This is a genomic window from Edwardsiella hoshinae NBRC 105699 = ATCC 33379 (assembly GCF_000474215.1).
In the GTDB taxonomy this organism is placed as follows: domain Bacteria; phylum Pseudomonadota; class Gammaproteobacteria; order Enterobacterales; family Enterobacteriaceae; genus Edwardsiella; species Edwardsiella hoshinae.
Genome location: NZ_BAUC01000034.1, coordinates 51,681 through 65,839, shown reverse-complemented (window position 1 = coordinate 65,839; position 14,159 = coordinate 51,681). Strand labels below are relative to the sequence as shown.

The following is a 14,159-nucleotide window of genomic DNA, read 5'->3' as shown; positions in this document are numbered from 1 at the left end:
TATCAAGCAATAAGTGAGCCGCCATACGCTGGGTAACGTGGTTTTTCCGCTAATACGCATCGCGGGGAGCGTGACTCCCCGCGTACAGAGAGGGACGGATTATGAGTACTTCTGGCAAGAATAAGATGGGTGTGGTGCAACTCACCATACTGACGGCGGTGAACATGATGGGCTCCGGCATCATCATGCTGCCGACCAAGCTGGCGGAGGTGGGCACCATCTCCATCGTCTCCTGGTTGGTGACCGCCGTTGGTTCAATGGCGCTGGCCTACGCCTTCGCTAAGTGTGGGATGTATAGTCGCAAGTCTGGCGGAATGGGCGGCTACGCCGAGTATGCCTTCGGCAAGTCCGGCAACTTTATGGCCAACTATACCTACGGCGTTTCGCTGCTGATCGCCAATGTGGCCATCGCCATCTCCGCCGTCGGTTACGGTACGGAGCTTATCGGTGCGTCGTTGAGCCCGCTGGGGATCTGCCTGGCGACCATCGGAGTCCTGTGGCTGTGTACCGCCGCCAACTTCGGGGGAGCGCGTATCACCGGACGCATCAGCAGCGTGACGGTGTGGGGGGTGATCATTCCGGTGGTTGGTATCTCGCTGATCGGCTGGTTCTGGTTCAGCCCCACACTGTACGTTGACTCCTGGAACCCGCATCACCTGCCGACCTTTGAGGCCATCGGTTCTTCCATTGCCATGACCTTATGGGCCTTCCTGGGATTGGAGTCGGCCTGTGCCAATACCGACGTGGTGGATAATCCAGAACGCAACGTCCCGATTGCCGTACTGGGGGGAACTCTAGGCGCGGCGGTGATCTACATTGTCTCGACCAACGTGATCGCCGGTATCGTGCCGAATATGGATTTGGCCAACTCTACCGCGCCGTTCGGCATGGCGTTTGCTCAAATGTTTGACCCAACGGTGGGCAAGATCATCATGGCGCTGATGGTGATGTCTTGCTGCGGCTCCTTGCTGGGCTGGCAGTTCACTATTGCCCAGGTATTTAAGTCTTCCGCTGATGAGGGCTATTTCCCGGCGATCTTCCGCAGGGTCACCCAGTCCGGCGCGCCGGTGAAAGGGATGTTGACCATTGTGGCGATCCAGACTGTGCTGTCGCTGATGACCATCAGTCCATCGCTCAATGCGCAGTTTAATGTGCTGGTTAACCTGGCGGTGGTCACCAACCTGATCCCTTATATTCTCTCCATGGCGGCGGTGTTGATCATCCAGCGCATCGCGGGGATCGAGCCGGCCAAGGCACGTCTGCCCAATATCCTGGCCTTGGTCGGCGCAGTGTACAGTTTCTATGCGCTCTACTCCTCCGGCGAGCAGGCGATGATGTGGGGGGCGATCGCCACCTTCCTCGGTTGGACACTGTACGGTTTTGTCTCCCCACGCTTTGAGATGCGCGACAAGCAGGCGTGAGCCGCGATGCCTGTGCCGAGAGATCGTTCTTTCCGACCGGTGCCGCGCGCTGCGCGCGCCGGTTTTTTCATGGCGGGATCTTTGTCATACTGCATGTCATTCACCCGTGACAGGAGCAGCATGATGCAACGCGTAACTCTTTCTCTCGACGACGATCTGATGGCTGAGATCGACGCCATCATCAAGGCGCGCAACTACCAGAATCGTTCCGAGGCGATCCGTGACCTGGCGCGCGCCGGACTACAGAGTATGACGGATGTGCCGGCGCAGAGCGCTAATTGTGTGGCGGCGTTGTTCTACGTCTACGATCATGAGTCACGCGAGCTCTCGAAACGCCTGACTCGCACCTTCCATGATCACCATGATCTGTCCCTGGCCAGCCTGCATGTCCATCTGGATCATGGTCGCTGCCTAGAGGTCTCGCTGCTGAAGGGGGCGGGTACTGAGGTTATGCGTTTCGCCGAGCAGGTGATCGCCGAGCGGGGTGTGCGTCATGGCAAGTTGGTGGTGGTGCCGGGTGATGAGGGTGAGGGGCATGACCACGCTCACCCTCATCACCCTTCGCACGACTGAAGAAGGGGGATGCGCTACCGTCAGCGGATGCGACGGTAGTTCTTCTGCGTGTTGTTGACCTTGTACAGATAACGGCGCGACTCCGCTGAAGGGTGGCGCTGGGTCAACGCTTCATATACATCGCCGGGCGACATCTGGTTGATGATGTTGACCGCTTGTCCCTTATCACTGGAGAAGATGCGCAGTACGCTGCCCGCTCCGCCGTTGTAGGCGGTGATCACAGCATAGCGGCGAGAGGTCGGATTCTGAATGCCGCCCAGGTAGTTATTCTGCAAGATCGCCAGGTAGGCGGTGCCGGTATCGATGTTCTTCTCTGGATCGAACAGGTAGCTACGACTCGGGGTGCCCCATTTCCCTTTCGAGACGAAGACATCCTTGCCGGCGGTATGTTGCATCACCTGCATTAATCCCAGGGCATCGGAACGACTGACGGCGTAGGGGTTGAAGCTGGACTCGGTCTGCATGATCGCCAAGATCAGCGATTCGTCGACGCCATAGCGCTCTGAGGCGCGGCGCACCATGCCCAAGTATTTGTGGGCGCGTTTATCCAGGTGGTTGGGTACCAACTGAATGGTGACCGAGTAGATGACGTGCAGCCCGGAGCTGCGTTTCATCAGCTTGTGCTGCAACAGATAGTTGGCGAAGTTATTGGCGCGCCCAGACCAACGGATAGGTTGTCCGGTGTTGTCCAGCACTTGACCGTAGAGGAACGGTTCACGGCTCGGTTTGATGTCGTTGGCATCGGAGTAGAGATCGATGGCACTGGGGTCGTCGCCCATCAGCAAGGTGGTGACGATAGCCTGACGCAGACTCTCTGCCGGATCGAGCGTCGCGATGGTCTCGATGGTGATCTGGCCGGTTTCAAAGTTAATGTGGCTACGGGTCAGATACTGATCGCTATATTTCACATAGTCCTTGGGACCGGCGATCAACACCTCGTTAATTCCCCAGATATTCTCGATGTTATGGGCGAACTGTCCCATCAGAATATCGAACCCGTTGGTGTCTTTAATATATGCTTCGCTGTCGCGCTCTGGCTTCTTGCTGGAGCACGAGATCAGCAACGGGGCGATTAACGCCAGCGCAAGGACTTTCTTCATGGTAACAGCCATATCTGAATGACATCAGGGCGCACGTGCGCCCGGTTTTACTGATTCGGCGGCGTGTAGCCTTCGATGTGGACGTCGTGGCCTTCGAACAGGAACTTCTCCATCTCCCGGGCCAGCAGATTCCGGTCGTCCGGGTTCATCATATTCAATTTCTTTTCATTGATCAGCATGGTCTGCTTGGCCATCCATTGCCCCCACGCTTCCTTGGAGATGTGGTCATAGATGCGCTTGCCCAGATCGCCGGGATAACTCTGAAAATCCAGTCCCTCGGCCTCACGATTTAAGAAAGTACAAAATACAGTTCTGCTCATGCTTACTCCTCATGCTGCGCATCAGCGCGCCGACCCGCGGCCAGCGGCTGTAGTGGCAGTTGCTGTAAAAGGCGCTCGGTAGGCGCCGCCAGCCCGACGGAGGGCGGCTGCGCTAAGTTATACCAGAGTCCCGCACCTTCATCCATGCAGCTCGTTGCCGGGGCGTAGTGCGACCATACCGGGATGATATCCAAATGAAAATGGCTAAACGTGTGGCGGAATGCCGTTAGGACTTGCGCCGCCGCGGGATCTAGCCCTAATTGGCGCAGATGCGCGTGCAGCATTGCCTCGTTGTCGAATTGCGGAAAACAGAATAGCCCGCCCCATAGGCCGCTGGCCGGGCGCTGTTGTAGCCAGACCTGGCGTTCGTGTTGCAGTAGTAACAGGTAGGCCTGGCGTTCGGGTAGGGTCTGCTTGGGTTTTTTCCCCGGGTAGGCGGCCCAATCGCCGTTGGCGTAGGCCAGACAGCCAGCGTTGAGCGGACACAGCTCGCATTTGGGGCGGCTACGGGTACAGACCAGGGCGCCGAGATCCATCATCGCCTGGTTAAACTGGCTGACGCCGTCGGAGGGGGTTACCTGAGCGCTGAGTTGCCACAGGCGCTGTTCGACCGCTTTCTTCCCCGGCCAACCGGCGACGGCATAGCAGCGTGCCAGTACCCGTTTAACGTTGCCGTCCAGGATCGGATGGTGCTGGCCGAGAGAGAGCGACAGAATGGCTCCGGCGGTCGAACGGCCAATCCCCGGTAAGGTGGCCACCTGCTCGAACTGGCGGGGAAACTCGCCGCCATATTGGGCAACGATGATTTGGGCGGCTTTGTGCAGGTTACGTGCGCGGGCGTAGTAGCCTAGCCCGGTCCACAGGTGCAAGACTTCATCCAACGGTGCCGCGGCCAAGGCCTGCACATCGGGAAAGCGTTGGGTAAAGCGTTGGAAATAGGGGAGCACCGTTGCAACCTGGGTCTGTTGCAGCATCACTTCGGAAAGCCATACCCGATAGGGGGTCTTGGGATTTTGCCACGGCAGTGTCTTACGTCCGAAGCATGCATACCAGGCTAGCACGGCCTGGGCGAAGGATTGCGCCTGCATCATAAACCAGTCATGTCCTCACTCTGTTCGGTTGCGCCGCAGCGCGGGACGGAATTGCAGCACAGCCGGACCGACCTGTAAACCGGATCTTTACCGGCAGGAGTACTCGATGGACGTATGAGATAAACGACAGATAGTATAAATTTTTACTATAGGTAGTGCGATTTTCCCCGTAGTCTGTGGCTTGCTGGTAAAATCAGCGCTTGTGTAAATGGGGTAACTTTGCATAATGCCCTGACTTTGATTATCCAGGTAGATGAAAACGCGACATGAATGAAGTGATCACAGCGGAATTTGATGAAAACGGCCGCGCCATACGCCGGATTCGTAGCTTTGTACGCCGTCAGGGGCGCCTGACCAAAGGGCAGCAACTGGCGCTGGAACAGTACTGGCCGCTGATGGGTGTCGAGTTTACGCCCGAAGCGCTGGATCTGCCGGCGTTGTTCGGCCGCCAGGCGCCGGTGGTGCTGGAGATTGGTTTCGGTATGGGCGCCTCGCTGGTCACCATGGCGCAGCAACACCCGGAGCGCGACTTCCTCGGTATCGAGGTGCATTCCCCGGGCGTGGGCGCCTGCCTGGCGGCGGCACATGAGGCCGGGGTAAACAACCTGCGTGTGATGTGCCACGATGCGGTCGAAGTATTAGAGCGAATGATCCCTGACGCCTCGCTGGATATGGTGCAGCTGTTTTTCCCCGATCCGTGGCATAAGGCGCGTCATCATAAGCGCCGCATCGTGCAGCCGGCTTTCGCCGAACGTATCCGCGGCAAGCTGAAGGTCGGCGGTGTGTTCCACATGGCGACCGATTGGGAAAACTATGCCGAGCATATGCTGGAAGTAATGAATCATGCGCCGGGCTATCGCAACCTGTCCGACGATAATACCTATGTCCCGCGTCCTGACTCGCGTCCAGTCACGAAGTTTGAGCTACGCGGTCAGCGTTTGGGGCATGGCAACTGGGACCTGATGTTTGAGAGGGTAGAGTAATGGCGAAAAATCGTAGTCGTCGTCTGCGCAAAAAGCTGCACATTGACGAGTTTCAGGAAGTGGGCTTCAGCGTTAGTTGGCGTTTTGCCGAGGGTACGCCGGTCGAGACGGTCGATGCCGTACTCGATCGCCTGATCGACGAGGTGATCGAACCGCAAGGGTTAGCCTTCGACGGCAGTGGCTATCTCCGCTGGGAAGGGTTGATCTGCCTGCAACAGATCGGTCGTTGCAGCGATGAGCAGCGCCAGTTGATTAAAGACTGGCTGGAAAGCCAGGGGATGCTGGACGTCGTCGTCAGCGAGTTGTTTGATGTGTGGTGGGAGTAATTCCCTCACGCTGGCGCCGCCTGCGCGGTGGCGCCATGCCTCTTCTGTATTCCGCTCATCGTTGATGCCTCTCTGTCATCCTGAATATTGCCACAATCATGCCGGCAGGGGTAACTTGGCCTCCCGATGAGCGTGCGTCTGTCATAACCTAAAGCGTGATGGCACAGCTTGTGCCCCATGGAGTCGATAGTCTCGCCATGCAAACTGAATTAAGCGATCAACTCTTAGCAGAGATCTTGGATCAGGTTCGTCCGTTGCTGGGGCGAGGGCGGGTGGCCGACTATATTCCGGCGTTGGCCGAGGTGCCGGCGGATCGGTTGGGGATCGCGGTGTGTCGCGTCGACGGACAGATGTTTTGCGCCGGTGACGCCGCCGAGCGCTTCTCCATCCAATCGATCTCCAAGGTATTGAGCCTGACGCTGGCGATGCACCGTTACAGCGAGGCGGAGATCTGGCAACGGGTCGGCAAAGAGCCCTCTGGTCAGCCTTTTAACTCACTGGTCCAGTTGGAGCTGGAGCAGGGTAAGCCACGCAATCCTTTTATTAATGCGGGAGCGTTGGTGGTATGCGACATGTTGCAGACCCGGCTGAGTGCGCCGCGTCAACGCATGCTGGAGGTGGTACGTGCGCTGAGTGGCAGCGCCGACATCTGCTACGACGCCCGGGTGGCGCGATCTGAGTTCGAGCACTCGGATCGTAATGCGGCCATCGCTTATCTGATGAAGTCGTTCGGCAACTTCGATAACGATGTAATCACCGTGCTGCACAACTACTTCCACTACTGTGCTTTAAGAATGAACTGTATGGAACTGGCGCGCACTTTTGTTTATCTTGCCAATCGGGGGCGAGCCCTAGGGCTAGCGGAGCCGATGATCGGTGAGCGTCAGGCGCGTCAGATCAATGCTTTGATGGTGACCAGCGGGCTGTATGATGGGGCTGGCGAGTTCGCTTATCGCGTCGGTATGCCGGGGAAGTCTGGCGTCGGCGGCGGTATCATTGCTGTGGTGCCACGCGAGATGAGTATTGCCGTCTGGAGTCCGCAGCTGGATAGTTGCGGTAATTCACTGGCTGGCGTCGCGGCGCTGGAGTGTTTAGCCCAGCGACTGGGCCGCTCAATATTTTAACGAGGTCATGATGGGTAAATGGGGATGTTCCTTGCTGTTGTTGCTGGCGGCGACACAGGCGCAGGCTGCTTGGCAATGTCAGGTCAAACCGCAGGATGACATTATTATCAGTGCGCAGCAGGTGCAGATCGTCGGTGCCAGCGGCAACCTACAGATTGCCCGCGATGGAGCGGTAACACGCGATGGCCGGCCATTGACGCTCAGCGCCGACGCCCGCCGCCAAGCTGAGATGCTCCAGCGCGATCTGCGTCGCGACGTACCGTGGATCGATCAGGGGATCCAGACGCGCTTGGATCGTGCCCGTGGTGCACTGGATAGCATCATCGTCGAGCAGTTGGGTAGCGATAGTCATGTGCGCCAACGCCTGGCGACGTTAGACACCCAGCTTAAAGTGCAGATGAATCGGGTACTGGAGAAACGCAACGACGGTTACGCCTTCCATCATCAGGCGATCGCCCAGGTAGAGAAAGAGGGGCAGACGCTGGTGAACCAGACGTTGGGCGGCGTATTGCAGGACAGCATCAACGAGATGGGTGCCAAGGGGTTGCTGCAAGCCGGCAAGTCGGAGAACCCGTTACAGGCGGTACTGGGTAACCTCGGCGGTCTGCAACAGGCCATCCGTAGCGAGTGGGATAAACAGGATAACGATCTGCGAGCCTTCGGTCAGCAGGCTTGCGCGCGCGTGCAGTCGCTGGACAGTCAGCGTAAAGCGTTGTTGCAGGCATTACCCGCCTCCTAACAGTGATATATATCACATAATATGACCCGGCCAGCGCGCCGGGTTTTTTTGTGCCATTTTTTGCCCTGCCCTACGTTGGGTTTTGCTGTTTTAATGTTGACCATGTCAGCCAAGGAGGGTAACTATATGAAATTAAAATATAATTATTTTATGCGATATGTTTTTTTTATGCTGGCCGTCGGATTGAGCCTCCCCGGCGCGTCGCACGCCGCCGTGGTACCCGAGGGGGAGAGGTTGGCCGCTAACCAGGTGCTGACGCGCAATAACGGTAGCGAGCCGGCGTCCCTCGACCCACACAAGTCGGAGAGCGATGTCGAATTCAATATCATCCGTGATTTCTTTGAGGGGCTGTTGACTCTCGACGGCGATGGAAAATTGCGTCCAGGCTTGGCCGAGCACTGGCAAAGCGAGGCGCAGGGACGGGTATGGACGTTCTCGTTGCGTCCCAATCTGCACTGGTCTAATGGCGAGGCGCTGACGGCGCAGGATCTGGTGTTTAGCTGGCAGCGGCTGATCGATCCGGCTACCGCCTCTCCCTACGCCACCTTCCTGGTCAACATGGGAATGAAGAACGCCGCGGCGATCCAGGATGGCAAGCTACCGCCCAGTGCGTTAGGTGTCACGGCGCCGAATGCGCGCACGCTACGCGTCACGCTGGATCAGCCGTTGTCGACCTTCCTGTCGATGATGGTGCACCCGACATTGGTGCCGCTCAACGCGCGGGTGCTTGCCCGTTATGGCGACAAATGGACCCAGCCGGGTAACTTCGTCGGTAACGGTGCCTATACCCTCAGCGACTGGATCGTGAATGAGCGGGTAAGCGGAGTGCGCAACCCGCGTTACTGGGACGATGCTCATACGGTGATCGAGCGAGTGATTTACCTGCCGATCTCCTCGGAGACCGCCGGATTTAACCGTTATCGCTCCGGAGAGCTCGACATTAGCAGTATCCCCAACCCTCAGTTCGCCGCCCTGCGTAAGACGTTGGGCGACGAGATCCGTATCGCCGACAAACTCGGCACCTATTATTACCACTTTAACACTCGCAAGGCGCCGTTCGACGATGCACGAGTGCGCTTGGCGCTCAATCTGGGGTTGGACAAGGCGGTCATCGCCGAAAAGGTGCTGGGTCAGGGGCAGCGCCCCGCCTGGCTGGTCAGCGCCGAGCACATCGGCGGAATGACGTTCCACGGCCCGGATTACGCCAACTGGCCGCGTGAGAAACGCTTCGCGCGCGCCAAGGCATTGCTGACCGAGGCGGGGTTCGGGCCGGATAATCCGTTGCGCTTCTCGCTGCTGTATAACACCTCCGAGGGGCACCAACGCATCGCCATCGCCGCCGCCTCGATGTGGAAGAAGAATCTGGGCGTTGAGGCCACGCTAAATAATCAAGAGTGGAAGACTATGCTGGATACCATGCGTAACGGCAACTTTGAGCTGGTACGATCCGCCTGGATCGCCGACTACGACGATCCGGCGTCGATGCTGAGTGGTTTTCGCAGCGGCGATAGCAACAACACCCCGCAGTACAGTAACCCCCGTTTCGATGCATTGCTGACGCAGGCGGCGGCCAGTCAGGATCAGGCGGAGCGTCAGCGGTTGTTCCAACAGGCCGAGGCGATCCTGGCTGAGGATGTTCCGGCGATCCCTCTCTATCACTACGTCAGCGTGCGGCTGGTGAAGCCTTATGTCGGCGGGTTTAATCCCGGCAATATGGATTATATCTACAGTAAGGATATGTATATCCGCGCCCACTGAGGGTGAGGGCGGCGGCCCGGTGTATGACGGGGCCGCCGGCAGAGAGGATGCTTAGAGGAACAGTTCCAGCAGTGAGTTGAGGAACAGCTTACCATGCGGCGTGATTTGCCAGTGATGGGGGCTTTCAGTGATGTAGCCCTGCGCCAGCGCTGCTTCCAACTGCGGGCGGATGGTCGTTTCGTCCACACCGGTATAGGCGGTAAAGTCGGCGCGCGGTGCCGGCTCCAGCAGACGGAAACGGTTCATGAAAAACTCGAATGGCCGATCCGCTAGCGCCACCTGCTGCTGCTGATCCAGGTAGTTGCCCTGCATATAGCCGCGCGGGTGGCGCGTCTTGGCGCGCCGCTCGATACGTCCATCGGCGAAAGTCAGCTTGCCGTGCGCTCCGCAGCCGATCCCCAGATAGTCGCCGAAGCGCCAGTAGTTGAGGTTATGCTGGCACTGGCGTCCCGCTAAGGCATAGGCCGAGGTTTCATACTGGTGGTAACCGGACTCACGCAGCAGACGATCGCCTTGCTCGAAGATCGCCCACAGGGCATCGTCGTCTGGTAGACGCGGCGGGCGCGAGCCGAATAGGGTATTCGGCTCGATGGTCAGTTGATACCAGGACAGATGCGGCGGATTCAGGGCGATGGCCTGGCGCAGATCGTCCAGCGCCTCCGCTTGGCTCTGGTGTGGCAGGCCATGCATCAGATCCAGGTTAAAGCTGCGTAGCCCCAGCTCGGCCGCCAGTCGGGCTGCGGCGATGGCTTCCTGCGGGCCGTGGATACGTCCCAGACGTTGGAGCTTGTCGGCACTGAAGCTCTGTACGCCGATGGAGATACGGTTGACCCCGGCGCGCTGATAGGCGCTGAAACGCTCGGACTCCACCGTGCCCGGATTGGCCTCTAGGGTGATCTCGGCATCGATCGCCAGGGGCAGGCGCGCGCGCACTCCGTCTAGTAGCTGTTGCAGTGCCGCACCGCTGAACAGGCTGGGAGTGCCGCCGCCGATGAACACACTGCGCAGAGTGCGTCCGGCGACGCGCGGCAACTCCTGATCCAGATCGGCCAGCAGGTGCTCGATATAAGCCTGTTGAGGGATCGTCCCTTTCTGCGCATGGGAGTTAAAGTCACAGTAGGGGCACTTCTGCACGCACCAGGGGATATGGATATACAGACTGAGCGGCGGCAGCTTAAGCATGGCGCATTTGATCCAGCAACTGTTGCAGCGCCTGGCCACGGTGTGAGATGGCCTGCTTTTGCTCGCGGCTCAGCTGAGCCGCGGTGCAGCTCAGGGCTGGGATGAAGAAGATAGGATCGTAGCCGAAGCCGCCTTCGCCGTAGGGCGCCGCCGCGATCTCGCCCTGCCAGACGCCATGACACACCAGCGGGGTGGGATCGTCGGCGTGGCGCAGGTAGACCAGCACACAGTGAAAGCGTGCTTGGCGCTGGCCGGCGGGGATGTCGCGCAGGGCGTGCAACAGTTTCTCCACGTTGGCGCGGTCGTTGGCATCTTCACCGGCGTAACGGGCGGAGTAGATCCCCGGCGCCCCTCCGAGGGCGTCTACCGCCAGGCCGGAGTCGTCGGCGATCGCCGCACATCCACTGATCCGGGCGGCATGGCGTGCCTTAAGGATGGCGTTTTCAATAAAAGTCAGCCCGGTCTCGTCGGCGCTGTCGATACCCAATTCGCTCTGGGCGACGATGTTCAGACCAAAGTCAGCCAGCAAGGAGGCCAGTTCACGGACTTTACCGGCGTTACCGGTGGCGAGTACCACGTGTTGCATGATTCGGATCCTATTGAGGACAACGGCAGGCCGAGGAGGCCTGCCGTTGTATCGTATCAATGTGCGGCGAGGGTGTTTCCCGCCTTTACTCGAGCGCTGCCGCCACCGCGTCGGGGATCTGTTGCGGTTGGTGGATGCGCAGCTGTTTATGGCGCCCCAACTCCCCCTTCTCGATGGTGATTAGGCTCTTGGCGACGCGAAATTGTTTAGCGATGAATTTTAGCAGGTGGGCGTTAGCCTGACCATCGACCGGCGGTGCGGTGATCGCCACCTTCAGCTCATCGCCGTGCAGGCCGACGATCTGATCACGACTGGCCTTGGGCTGGATATACAGCCGTAGGATCCAGTCATCCCCTTCACGGCTGACTGCACTCACAGCAGGAACCACAGCTGGCCGAATAGATCGATGCCCAAATAGTTGAGCAGGTACAGCACCAGAATCACCACCATGGCGGAGAAATCCAGCCCCCCCATTGCCGGGATGATGCGGCGGATCGGCGCCATCATCGGCTCGGTCAACTGATAGAGCACATAGTCCATCGGGCTGCGCCCCTGGCTAATCCAGCTCATGATGGAGCGGATGATGATCACCCAGAACACCAGATAACCGGCGGACTTGACCACCGAGATCAGGCCGAATAGGAGGTTATAGGGACTGAGAGAGAGCGAACCGCTCTGGATCAGTAATAGCAGCGGATACTTGACGGTCATCAGGATGAACGCCAACAGCAGCGAGGCAGAGTCGATCGGCCCCAGCGGCGGCAAGATGCGACGCAGCGGCGCTACCACAGGTTGGGTCAACTTGACGATAAATTGCGAAAGCGGATTGTAGAAGTCGCTACGCGCCCACTGCATCCAGATGCGCAGCAGTAGCACCATGACATACAGATCGAGCAGGGTTTTGACCAGAAACGTCAGTGTTAGCATGAAAAGCCCTTTTTCCGTCGGTAGTAAAGCTTACCCGCCGGGGCGGTGCGCCGGGCGGGGTGATAAAACAGGCTGTCGTTGGCAGCCTGACGTCGCCGTGAGCTAGGCGTTGCCGTAGTCACGGGCGCCGAAAATCGCGGTGCCGATGCGCACCAAGGTGCTGCCGGCGGCGATGGCGGCCTCCATGTCGTGGGTCATCCCCAGCGACAGAGTATCCAGCAGTGGGTAACGCTGTTGGAGGGTTTGCAGCGCCTGTGCCATACGACGGCAGACAGCCAATTGTCGTGCCGGATCGTCCTCGGGTGCCGGGATGGCCATCAGGCCACGTAGGCGTAGGTTAGGCAGTTGACTGATGGCGTCCGCCAGAGCCTCGACCTGCTCCAGGGTGACCCCGGACTTGCTCTGTTCGTCGCTGATATTCACCTGGATCAACACGTTGAGCGGCGGCAGCGTCGCCGGGCGCTGCTCGTTGAGGCGTTGGGCGATTTTTACACGATCGATAGTATGGATCCAATCGAAATGCTCGGCGACCAGGCGGCTCTTGTTGGACTGGAGCGGCCCGATGAAGTGCCAAGTTAATGTGTTGCCACCGGGGTGTTGGCGGTAATGCTGGATCTTACTGACCCCTTCCTGCACATAGTTCTCGCCGAAGGCACGTTGGCCAGCGGCAATCGCGGCGTCGATGTCGGCGATAGGCTTGGTTTTGCTGACCGCCAGTAGCGTGATCGCGTGCGGATCGCGTCCGCACTGGGCGGCCGCCTGGGCGATACGCTGACGGACTGCGTTGAGCTGGTGTTCAATGGTACTGTTCATGATGCCTCGTCCCGGGGAGTGGGAAATCGTGCCGGCCGCGCTAAGCGCCGGTAACCCTCGCGTAGTGTAAAGCAAAACGGCGCCGCGCTGCACGTTTCGCGCCGTTGCCGGATGTGGCGACCCATCGTTCATAATAGATGGGGACGGTGTAGCGAGAGTCAATCCCTGGGCGCGCGGCGCGGCAGCGGTGGCGTTTAGCCGACGTGATTGTCGAACCAGCTTTCGAGGATCAGCGCGGCAGAGGCGGCATCGACCCGCCCCTTCTCCAGGGCGCGGTAGCCCCCGCCGGCGAACAGGTGGGCGCGGGCTTCTACCGTGCTTAGGCGCTCGTCATGCAGGGCTATCTGTACGCCGAAGCGGCCATGCAGCCGGTTGGCGAACTTACGCGCCAGTTGCGTTAGCGCTTGTTCGCTGCCATCCATGTTCAGCGGCAGGCCGACTACCACCAGATCCGGTTGCCATTCACGCAGCACCTTTTCTATCTGCTGCCAGTCGGGAATGCCGTCGTTGGCTTTAAAGGATTGCAGCGGGCGGGCGCTACCGGTCAGCTCTTGGCCGATGGCGCAGCCGATGCTACGAGTGCCAAAGTCGAAGGCGAGTATGGTACGGGGATTCATCAGGCGTGTCCTGCATTGCAAGGCATATTACGGATATCCACGCCCAGCTTTTTCGCCGCACAGATCCAGCGGTCTGCCAGCGGGGTGTGGAAGAGGATCTGGCTGTCGGCTTCCACCGTCAGCCAGGCGTTATCGAGCAGTTCCTGCTCCAACTGCCCCTTGCCCCAGCTACAGTAGCCTAGGGTGACCAGGATCTCCTCAGGTTGGCGATCGGTGCCTAGGGTCTCCAGCACGTCGCGTGAGGTGGTCAGCATACAACCGGGGCCGATGTCGGCACTGGAGCCGAAAGCATCGCTCGGACTGTGCAGGACGAAGCCACGATCTTCTGCCAGCGGGCCGCCGGCCAGTACCGGTTTATCCAGGCGGATGGCGGCATCGCGCGGGGTGGGCTCGATGTCGAGTTTCTCCAGCAAGGTGGCGAGGGTGAGCTGCTCCAGGGGTTTATTAATGATCATGCCCATGGCGCCATCCTCATTGTGCTCGCACACATAGATGACGGTGCGTTTGAAGCGACTGTCCTGCATGGAAGGCATAGCAATCAGAAAATGGTGCGCTAGTTTCATGGTGATATTTTCAACTCGCTGTTTTTGTAGGCGTCA

At 59.1% G+C, this 14,159-nt stretch carries 17 protein-coding genes; 7 read left to right on the top strand and 10 right to left on the bottom strand.

Features of this window, described 5'->3' with window-relative positions; genetic code table 11:
• Positions 1 to 101: 101 nt before the first annotated feature.
• Together potE and nikR are read left to right on the top strand one after the other, a co-directional pair.
• The gene (gene potE, locus EHO01S_RS13980) at positions 102 to 1,421 is read left to right on the top strand and encodes a putrescine-ornithine antiporter (protein ID WP_024524542.1); all 1,320 of its coding nucleotides are present in this window, start codon (positions 102 to 104) and stop codon (positions 1,419 to 1,421) included.
• Positions 1,422 to 1,544: 123 nt separating this feature from the next.
• The gene (nikR, locus tag EHO01S_RS13975) at positions 1,545 to 1,994 is read left to right on the top strand and encodes a nickel-responsive transcriptional regulator NikR (protein WP_024524541.1); all 450 of its coding nucleotides are present in this window, start codon (positions 1,545 to 1,547) and stop codon (positions 1,992 to 1,994) included.
• Between the two features lie 20 nt (positions 1,995 to 2,014).
• On the opposite strand, the gene mltC is transcribed toward nikR, so the two are convergent.
• Genes mltC through mutY form a run of 3 tightly spaced genes read right to left on the bottom strand, consistent with a single transcriptional unit; the run spans position 2,015 to position 4,505 of the window.
• Positions 2,015 to 3,094: a membrane-bound lytic murein transglycosylase MltC gene (mltC, locus tag EHO01S_RS13970; RefSeq protein WP_024524540.1), complete on the bottom strand. Its 1,080-nt coding sequence runs from the start codon at positions 3,092 to 3,094 to the stop codon at positions 2,015 to 2,017.
• Between the two features lie 47 nt (positions 3,095 to 3,141).
• Complete coding sequence (locus EHO01S_RS13965) at positions 3,142 to 3,414, bottom strand: oxidative damage protection protein (RefSeq protein WP_024524539.1); 273 nt, start codon at positions 3,412 to 3,414, stop codon at positions 3,142 to 3,144.
• Between the two features lie 2 nt (positions 3,415 to 3,416).
• A complete protein-coding gene (gene mutY / locus EHO01S_RS13960; protein WP_024524538.1) occupies positions 3,417 to 4,505 on the bottom strand; it encodes an A/G-specific adenine glycosylase in 1,089 nt (362 codons plus the stop codon).
• A 266-nt stretch (positions 4,506 to 4,771) separates the two neighbouring features.
• Here mutY and trmB point away from each other — a divergent pair, with 266 nt between their 5' ends.
• The 5 genes from trmB (at position 4,772) to EHO01S_RS13935 (ending at position 9,435) form a co-directional block, all read left to right on the top strand.
• Positions 4,772 to 5,488 carry a tRNA (guanosine(46)-N7)-methyltransferase TrmB gene (trmB, locus tag EHO01S_RS13955; RefSeq protein ID WP_024524537.1) on the top strand — a complete coding sequence of 239 codons (717 nt, stop codon included), beginning with the start codon at positions 4,772 to 4,774 and terminating at the stop codon, positions 5,486 to 5,488.
• Positions 5,488 to 5,814: a YggL family protein gene (locus EHO01S_RS13950; RefSeq protein WP_024524536.1), complete on the top strand. Its 327-nt coding sequence runs from the start codon at positions 5,488 to 5,490 to the stop codon at positions 5,812 to 5,814. The genes trmB and EHO01S_RS13950 overlap by 1 nt, the downstream gene beginning before the upstream one ends.
• A gap of 197 nt (positions 5,815 to 6,011) precedes the next feature.
• Positions 6,012 to 6,938, top strand: a complete 927-nt coding sequence (glsB, locus tag EHO01S_RS13945) for a glutaminase B (protein ID WP_024524535.1) — start codon at positions 6,012 to 6,014, stop codon at positions 6,936 to 6,938.
• A gap of 10 nt (positions 6,939 to 6,948) precedes the next feature.
• On the top strand, positions 6,949 to 7,677 hold the full coding sequence (locus EHO01S_RS13940; RefSeq protein ID WP_081702268.1) for a DUF2884 family protein: 729 nt from the start codon (positions 6,949 to 6,951) through the stop codon (positions 7,675 to 7,677).
• A gap of 126 nt (positions 7,678 to 7,803) precedes the next feature.
• On the top strand, positions 7,804 to 9,435 hold the full coding sequence (locus EHO01S_RS13935) for a peptide ABC transporter substrate-binding protein (RefSeq protein WP_024524533.1): 1,632 nt from the start codon (positions 7,804 to 7,806) through the stop codon (positions 9,433 to 9,435).
• A 51-nt stretch (positions 9,436 to 9,486) separates the two neighbouring features.
• Here the strand turns inward: EHO01S_RS13935 and hemW are convergent, their stop codons facing one another.
• From hemW to EHO01S_RS13900, 7 genes are all read right to left on the bottom strand, one after another.
• Positions 9,487 to 10,617 carry a radical SAM family heme chaperone HemW gene (gene hemW, locus EHO01S_RS13930; protein WP_024524532.1) on the bottom strand — a complete coding sequence of 377 codons (1,131 nt, stop codon included), beginning with the start codon at positions 10,615 to 10,617 and terminating at the stop codon, positions 9,487 to 9,489.
• On the bottom strand, positions 10,610 to 11,203 hold the full coding sequence (locus EHO01S_RS13925; RefSeq protein ID WP_024524531.1) for an XTP/dITP diphosphatase: 594 nt from the start codon (positions 11,201 to 11,203) through the stop codon (positions 10,610 to 10,612). Before EHO01S_RS13925 ends, hemW begins: the two co-directional genes overlap by 8 nt.
• Positions 11,204 to 11,288: 85 nt before the next feature.
• Positions 11,289 to 11,579: a DUF167 family protein YggU gene (gene yggU / locus EHO01S_RS13920; RefSeq protein ID WP_024524530.1), complete on the bottom strand. Its 291-nt coding sequence runs from the start codon at positions 11,577 to 11,579 to the stop codon at positions 11,289 to 11,291.
• Positions 11,576 to 12,130 carry a YggT family protein gene (locus EHO01S_RS13915; RefSeq protein ID WP_005296070.1) on the bottom strand — a complete coding sequence of 185 codons (555 nt, stop codon included), beginning with the start codon at positions 12,128 to 12,130 and terminating at the stop codon, positions 11,576 to 11,578. The genes yggU and EHO01S_RS13915 overlap by 4 nt, the downstream gene beginning before the upstream one ends.
• A gap of 102 nt (positions 12,131 to 12,232) precedes the next feature.
• On the bottom strand, positions 12,233 to 12,943 hold the full coding sequence (locus EHO01S_RS13910) for a YggS family pyridoxal phosphate-dependent enzyme (protein WP_024524529.1): 711 nt from the start codon (positions 12,941 to 12,943) through the stop codon (positions 12,233 to 12,235).
• Between the two features lie 194 nt (positions 12,944 to 13,137).
• Positions 13,138 to 13,560, bottom strand: a complete 423-nt coding sequence (ruvX, locus tag EHO01S_RS13905) for a Holliday junction resolvase RuvX (RefSeq protein WP_024524528.1) — start codon at positions 13,558 to 13,560, stop codon at positions 13,138 to 13,140.
• The gene (locus EHO01S_RS13900) at positions 13,560 to 14,123 is read right to left on the bottom strand and encodes a YqgE/AlgH family protein (RefSeq protein WP_024524527.1); all 564 of its coding nucleotides are present in this window, start codon (positions 14,121 to 14,123) and stop codon (positions 13,560 to 13,562) included. The genes ruvX and EHO01S_RS13900 overlap by 1 nt, the downstream gene beginning before the upstream one ends.
• Between the last annotated feature and the right edge of the window lie 36 nt (positions 14,124 to 14,159).

What these genes read in the sequence shown, in the direction of transcription:
- potE (WP_024524542.1), top strand. Translation starts at nt 102, where the DNA reads ATGAGTACTTCTGGCAAGAATAAGATGGGTGTGGTGCAACTCACCATA.
- nikR (WP_024524541.1), top strand. Translation starts at nt 1,545, where the DNA reads ATGCAACGCGTAACTCTTTCTCTCGACGACGATCTGATGGCTGAGATC.
- mltC (WP_024524540.1), bottom strand. Translation starts at nt 3,094, where the DNA reads ATGAAGAAAGTCCTTGCGCTGGCGTTAATCGCCCCGTTGCTGATCTCG.
- EHO01S_RS13965 (WP_024524539.1), bottom strand. Translation starts at nt 3,414, where the DNA reads ATGAGCAGAACTGTATTTTGTACTTTCTTAAATCGTGAGGCCGAGGGA.
- mutY (WP_024524538.1), bottom strand. Translation starts at nt 4,505, where the DNA reads ATGATGCAGGCGCAATCCTTCGCCCAGGCCGTGCTAGCCTGGTATGCA.
- trmB (WP_024524537.1), top strand. Translation starts at nt 4,772, where the DNA reads ATGAATGAAGTGATCACAGCGGAATTTGATGAAAACGGCCGCGCCATA.
- EHO01S_RS13950 (WP_024524536.1), top strand. Translation starts at nt 5,488, where the DNA reads ATGGCGAAAAATCGTAGTCGTCGTCTGCGCAAAAAGCTGCACATTGAC.
- glsB (WP_024524535.1), top strand. Translation starts at nt 6,012, where the DNA reads ATGCAAACTGAATTAAGCGATCAACTCTTAGCAGAGATCTTGGATCAG.
- EHO01S_RS13940 (WP_081702268.1), top strand. Translation starts at nt 6,949, where the DNA reads ATGGGTAAATGGGGATGTTCCTTGCTGTTGTTGCTGGCGGCGACACAG.
- EHO01S_RS13935 (WP_024524533.1), top strand. Translation starts at nt 7,804, where the DNA reads ATGAAATTAAAATATAATTATTTTATGCGATATGTTTTTTTTATGCTG.
- hemW (WP_024524532.1), bottom strand. Translation starts at nt 10,617, where the DNA reads ATGCTTAAGCTGCCGCCGCTCAGTCTGTATATCCATATCCCCTGGTGC.
- EHO01S_RS13925 (WP_024524531.1), bottom strand. Translation starts at nt 11,203, where the DNA reads ATGCAACACGTGGTACTCGCCACCGGTAACGCCGGTAAAGTCCGTGAA.
- EHO01S_RS13915 (WP_005296070.1), bottom strand. Translation starts at nt 12,130, where the DNA reads ATGCTAACACTGACGTTTCTGGTCAAAACCCTGCTCGATCTGTATGTC.
- EHO01S_RS13910 (WP_024524529.1), bottom strand. Translation starts at nt 12,943, where the DNA reads ATGAACAGTACCATTGAACACCAGCTCAACGCAGTCCGTCAGCGTATC.
- ruvX (WP_024524528.1), bottom strand. Translation starts at nt 13,560, where the DNA reads ATGAATCCCCGTACCATACTCGCCTTCGACTTTGGCACTCGTAGCATC.
- EHO01S_RS13900 (WP_024524527.1), bottom strand. Translation starts at nt 14,123, where the DNA reads ATGAAACTAGCGCACCATTTTCTGATTGCTATGCCTTCCATGCAGGAC.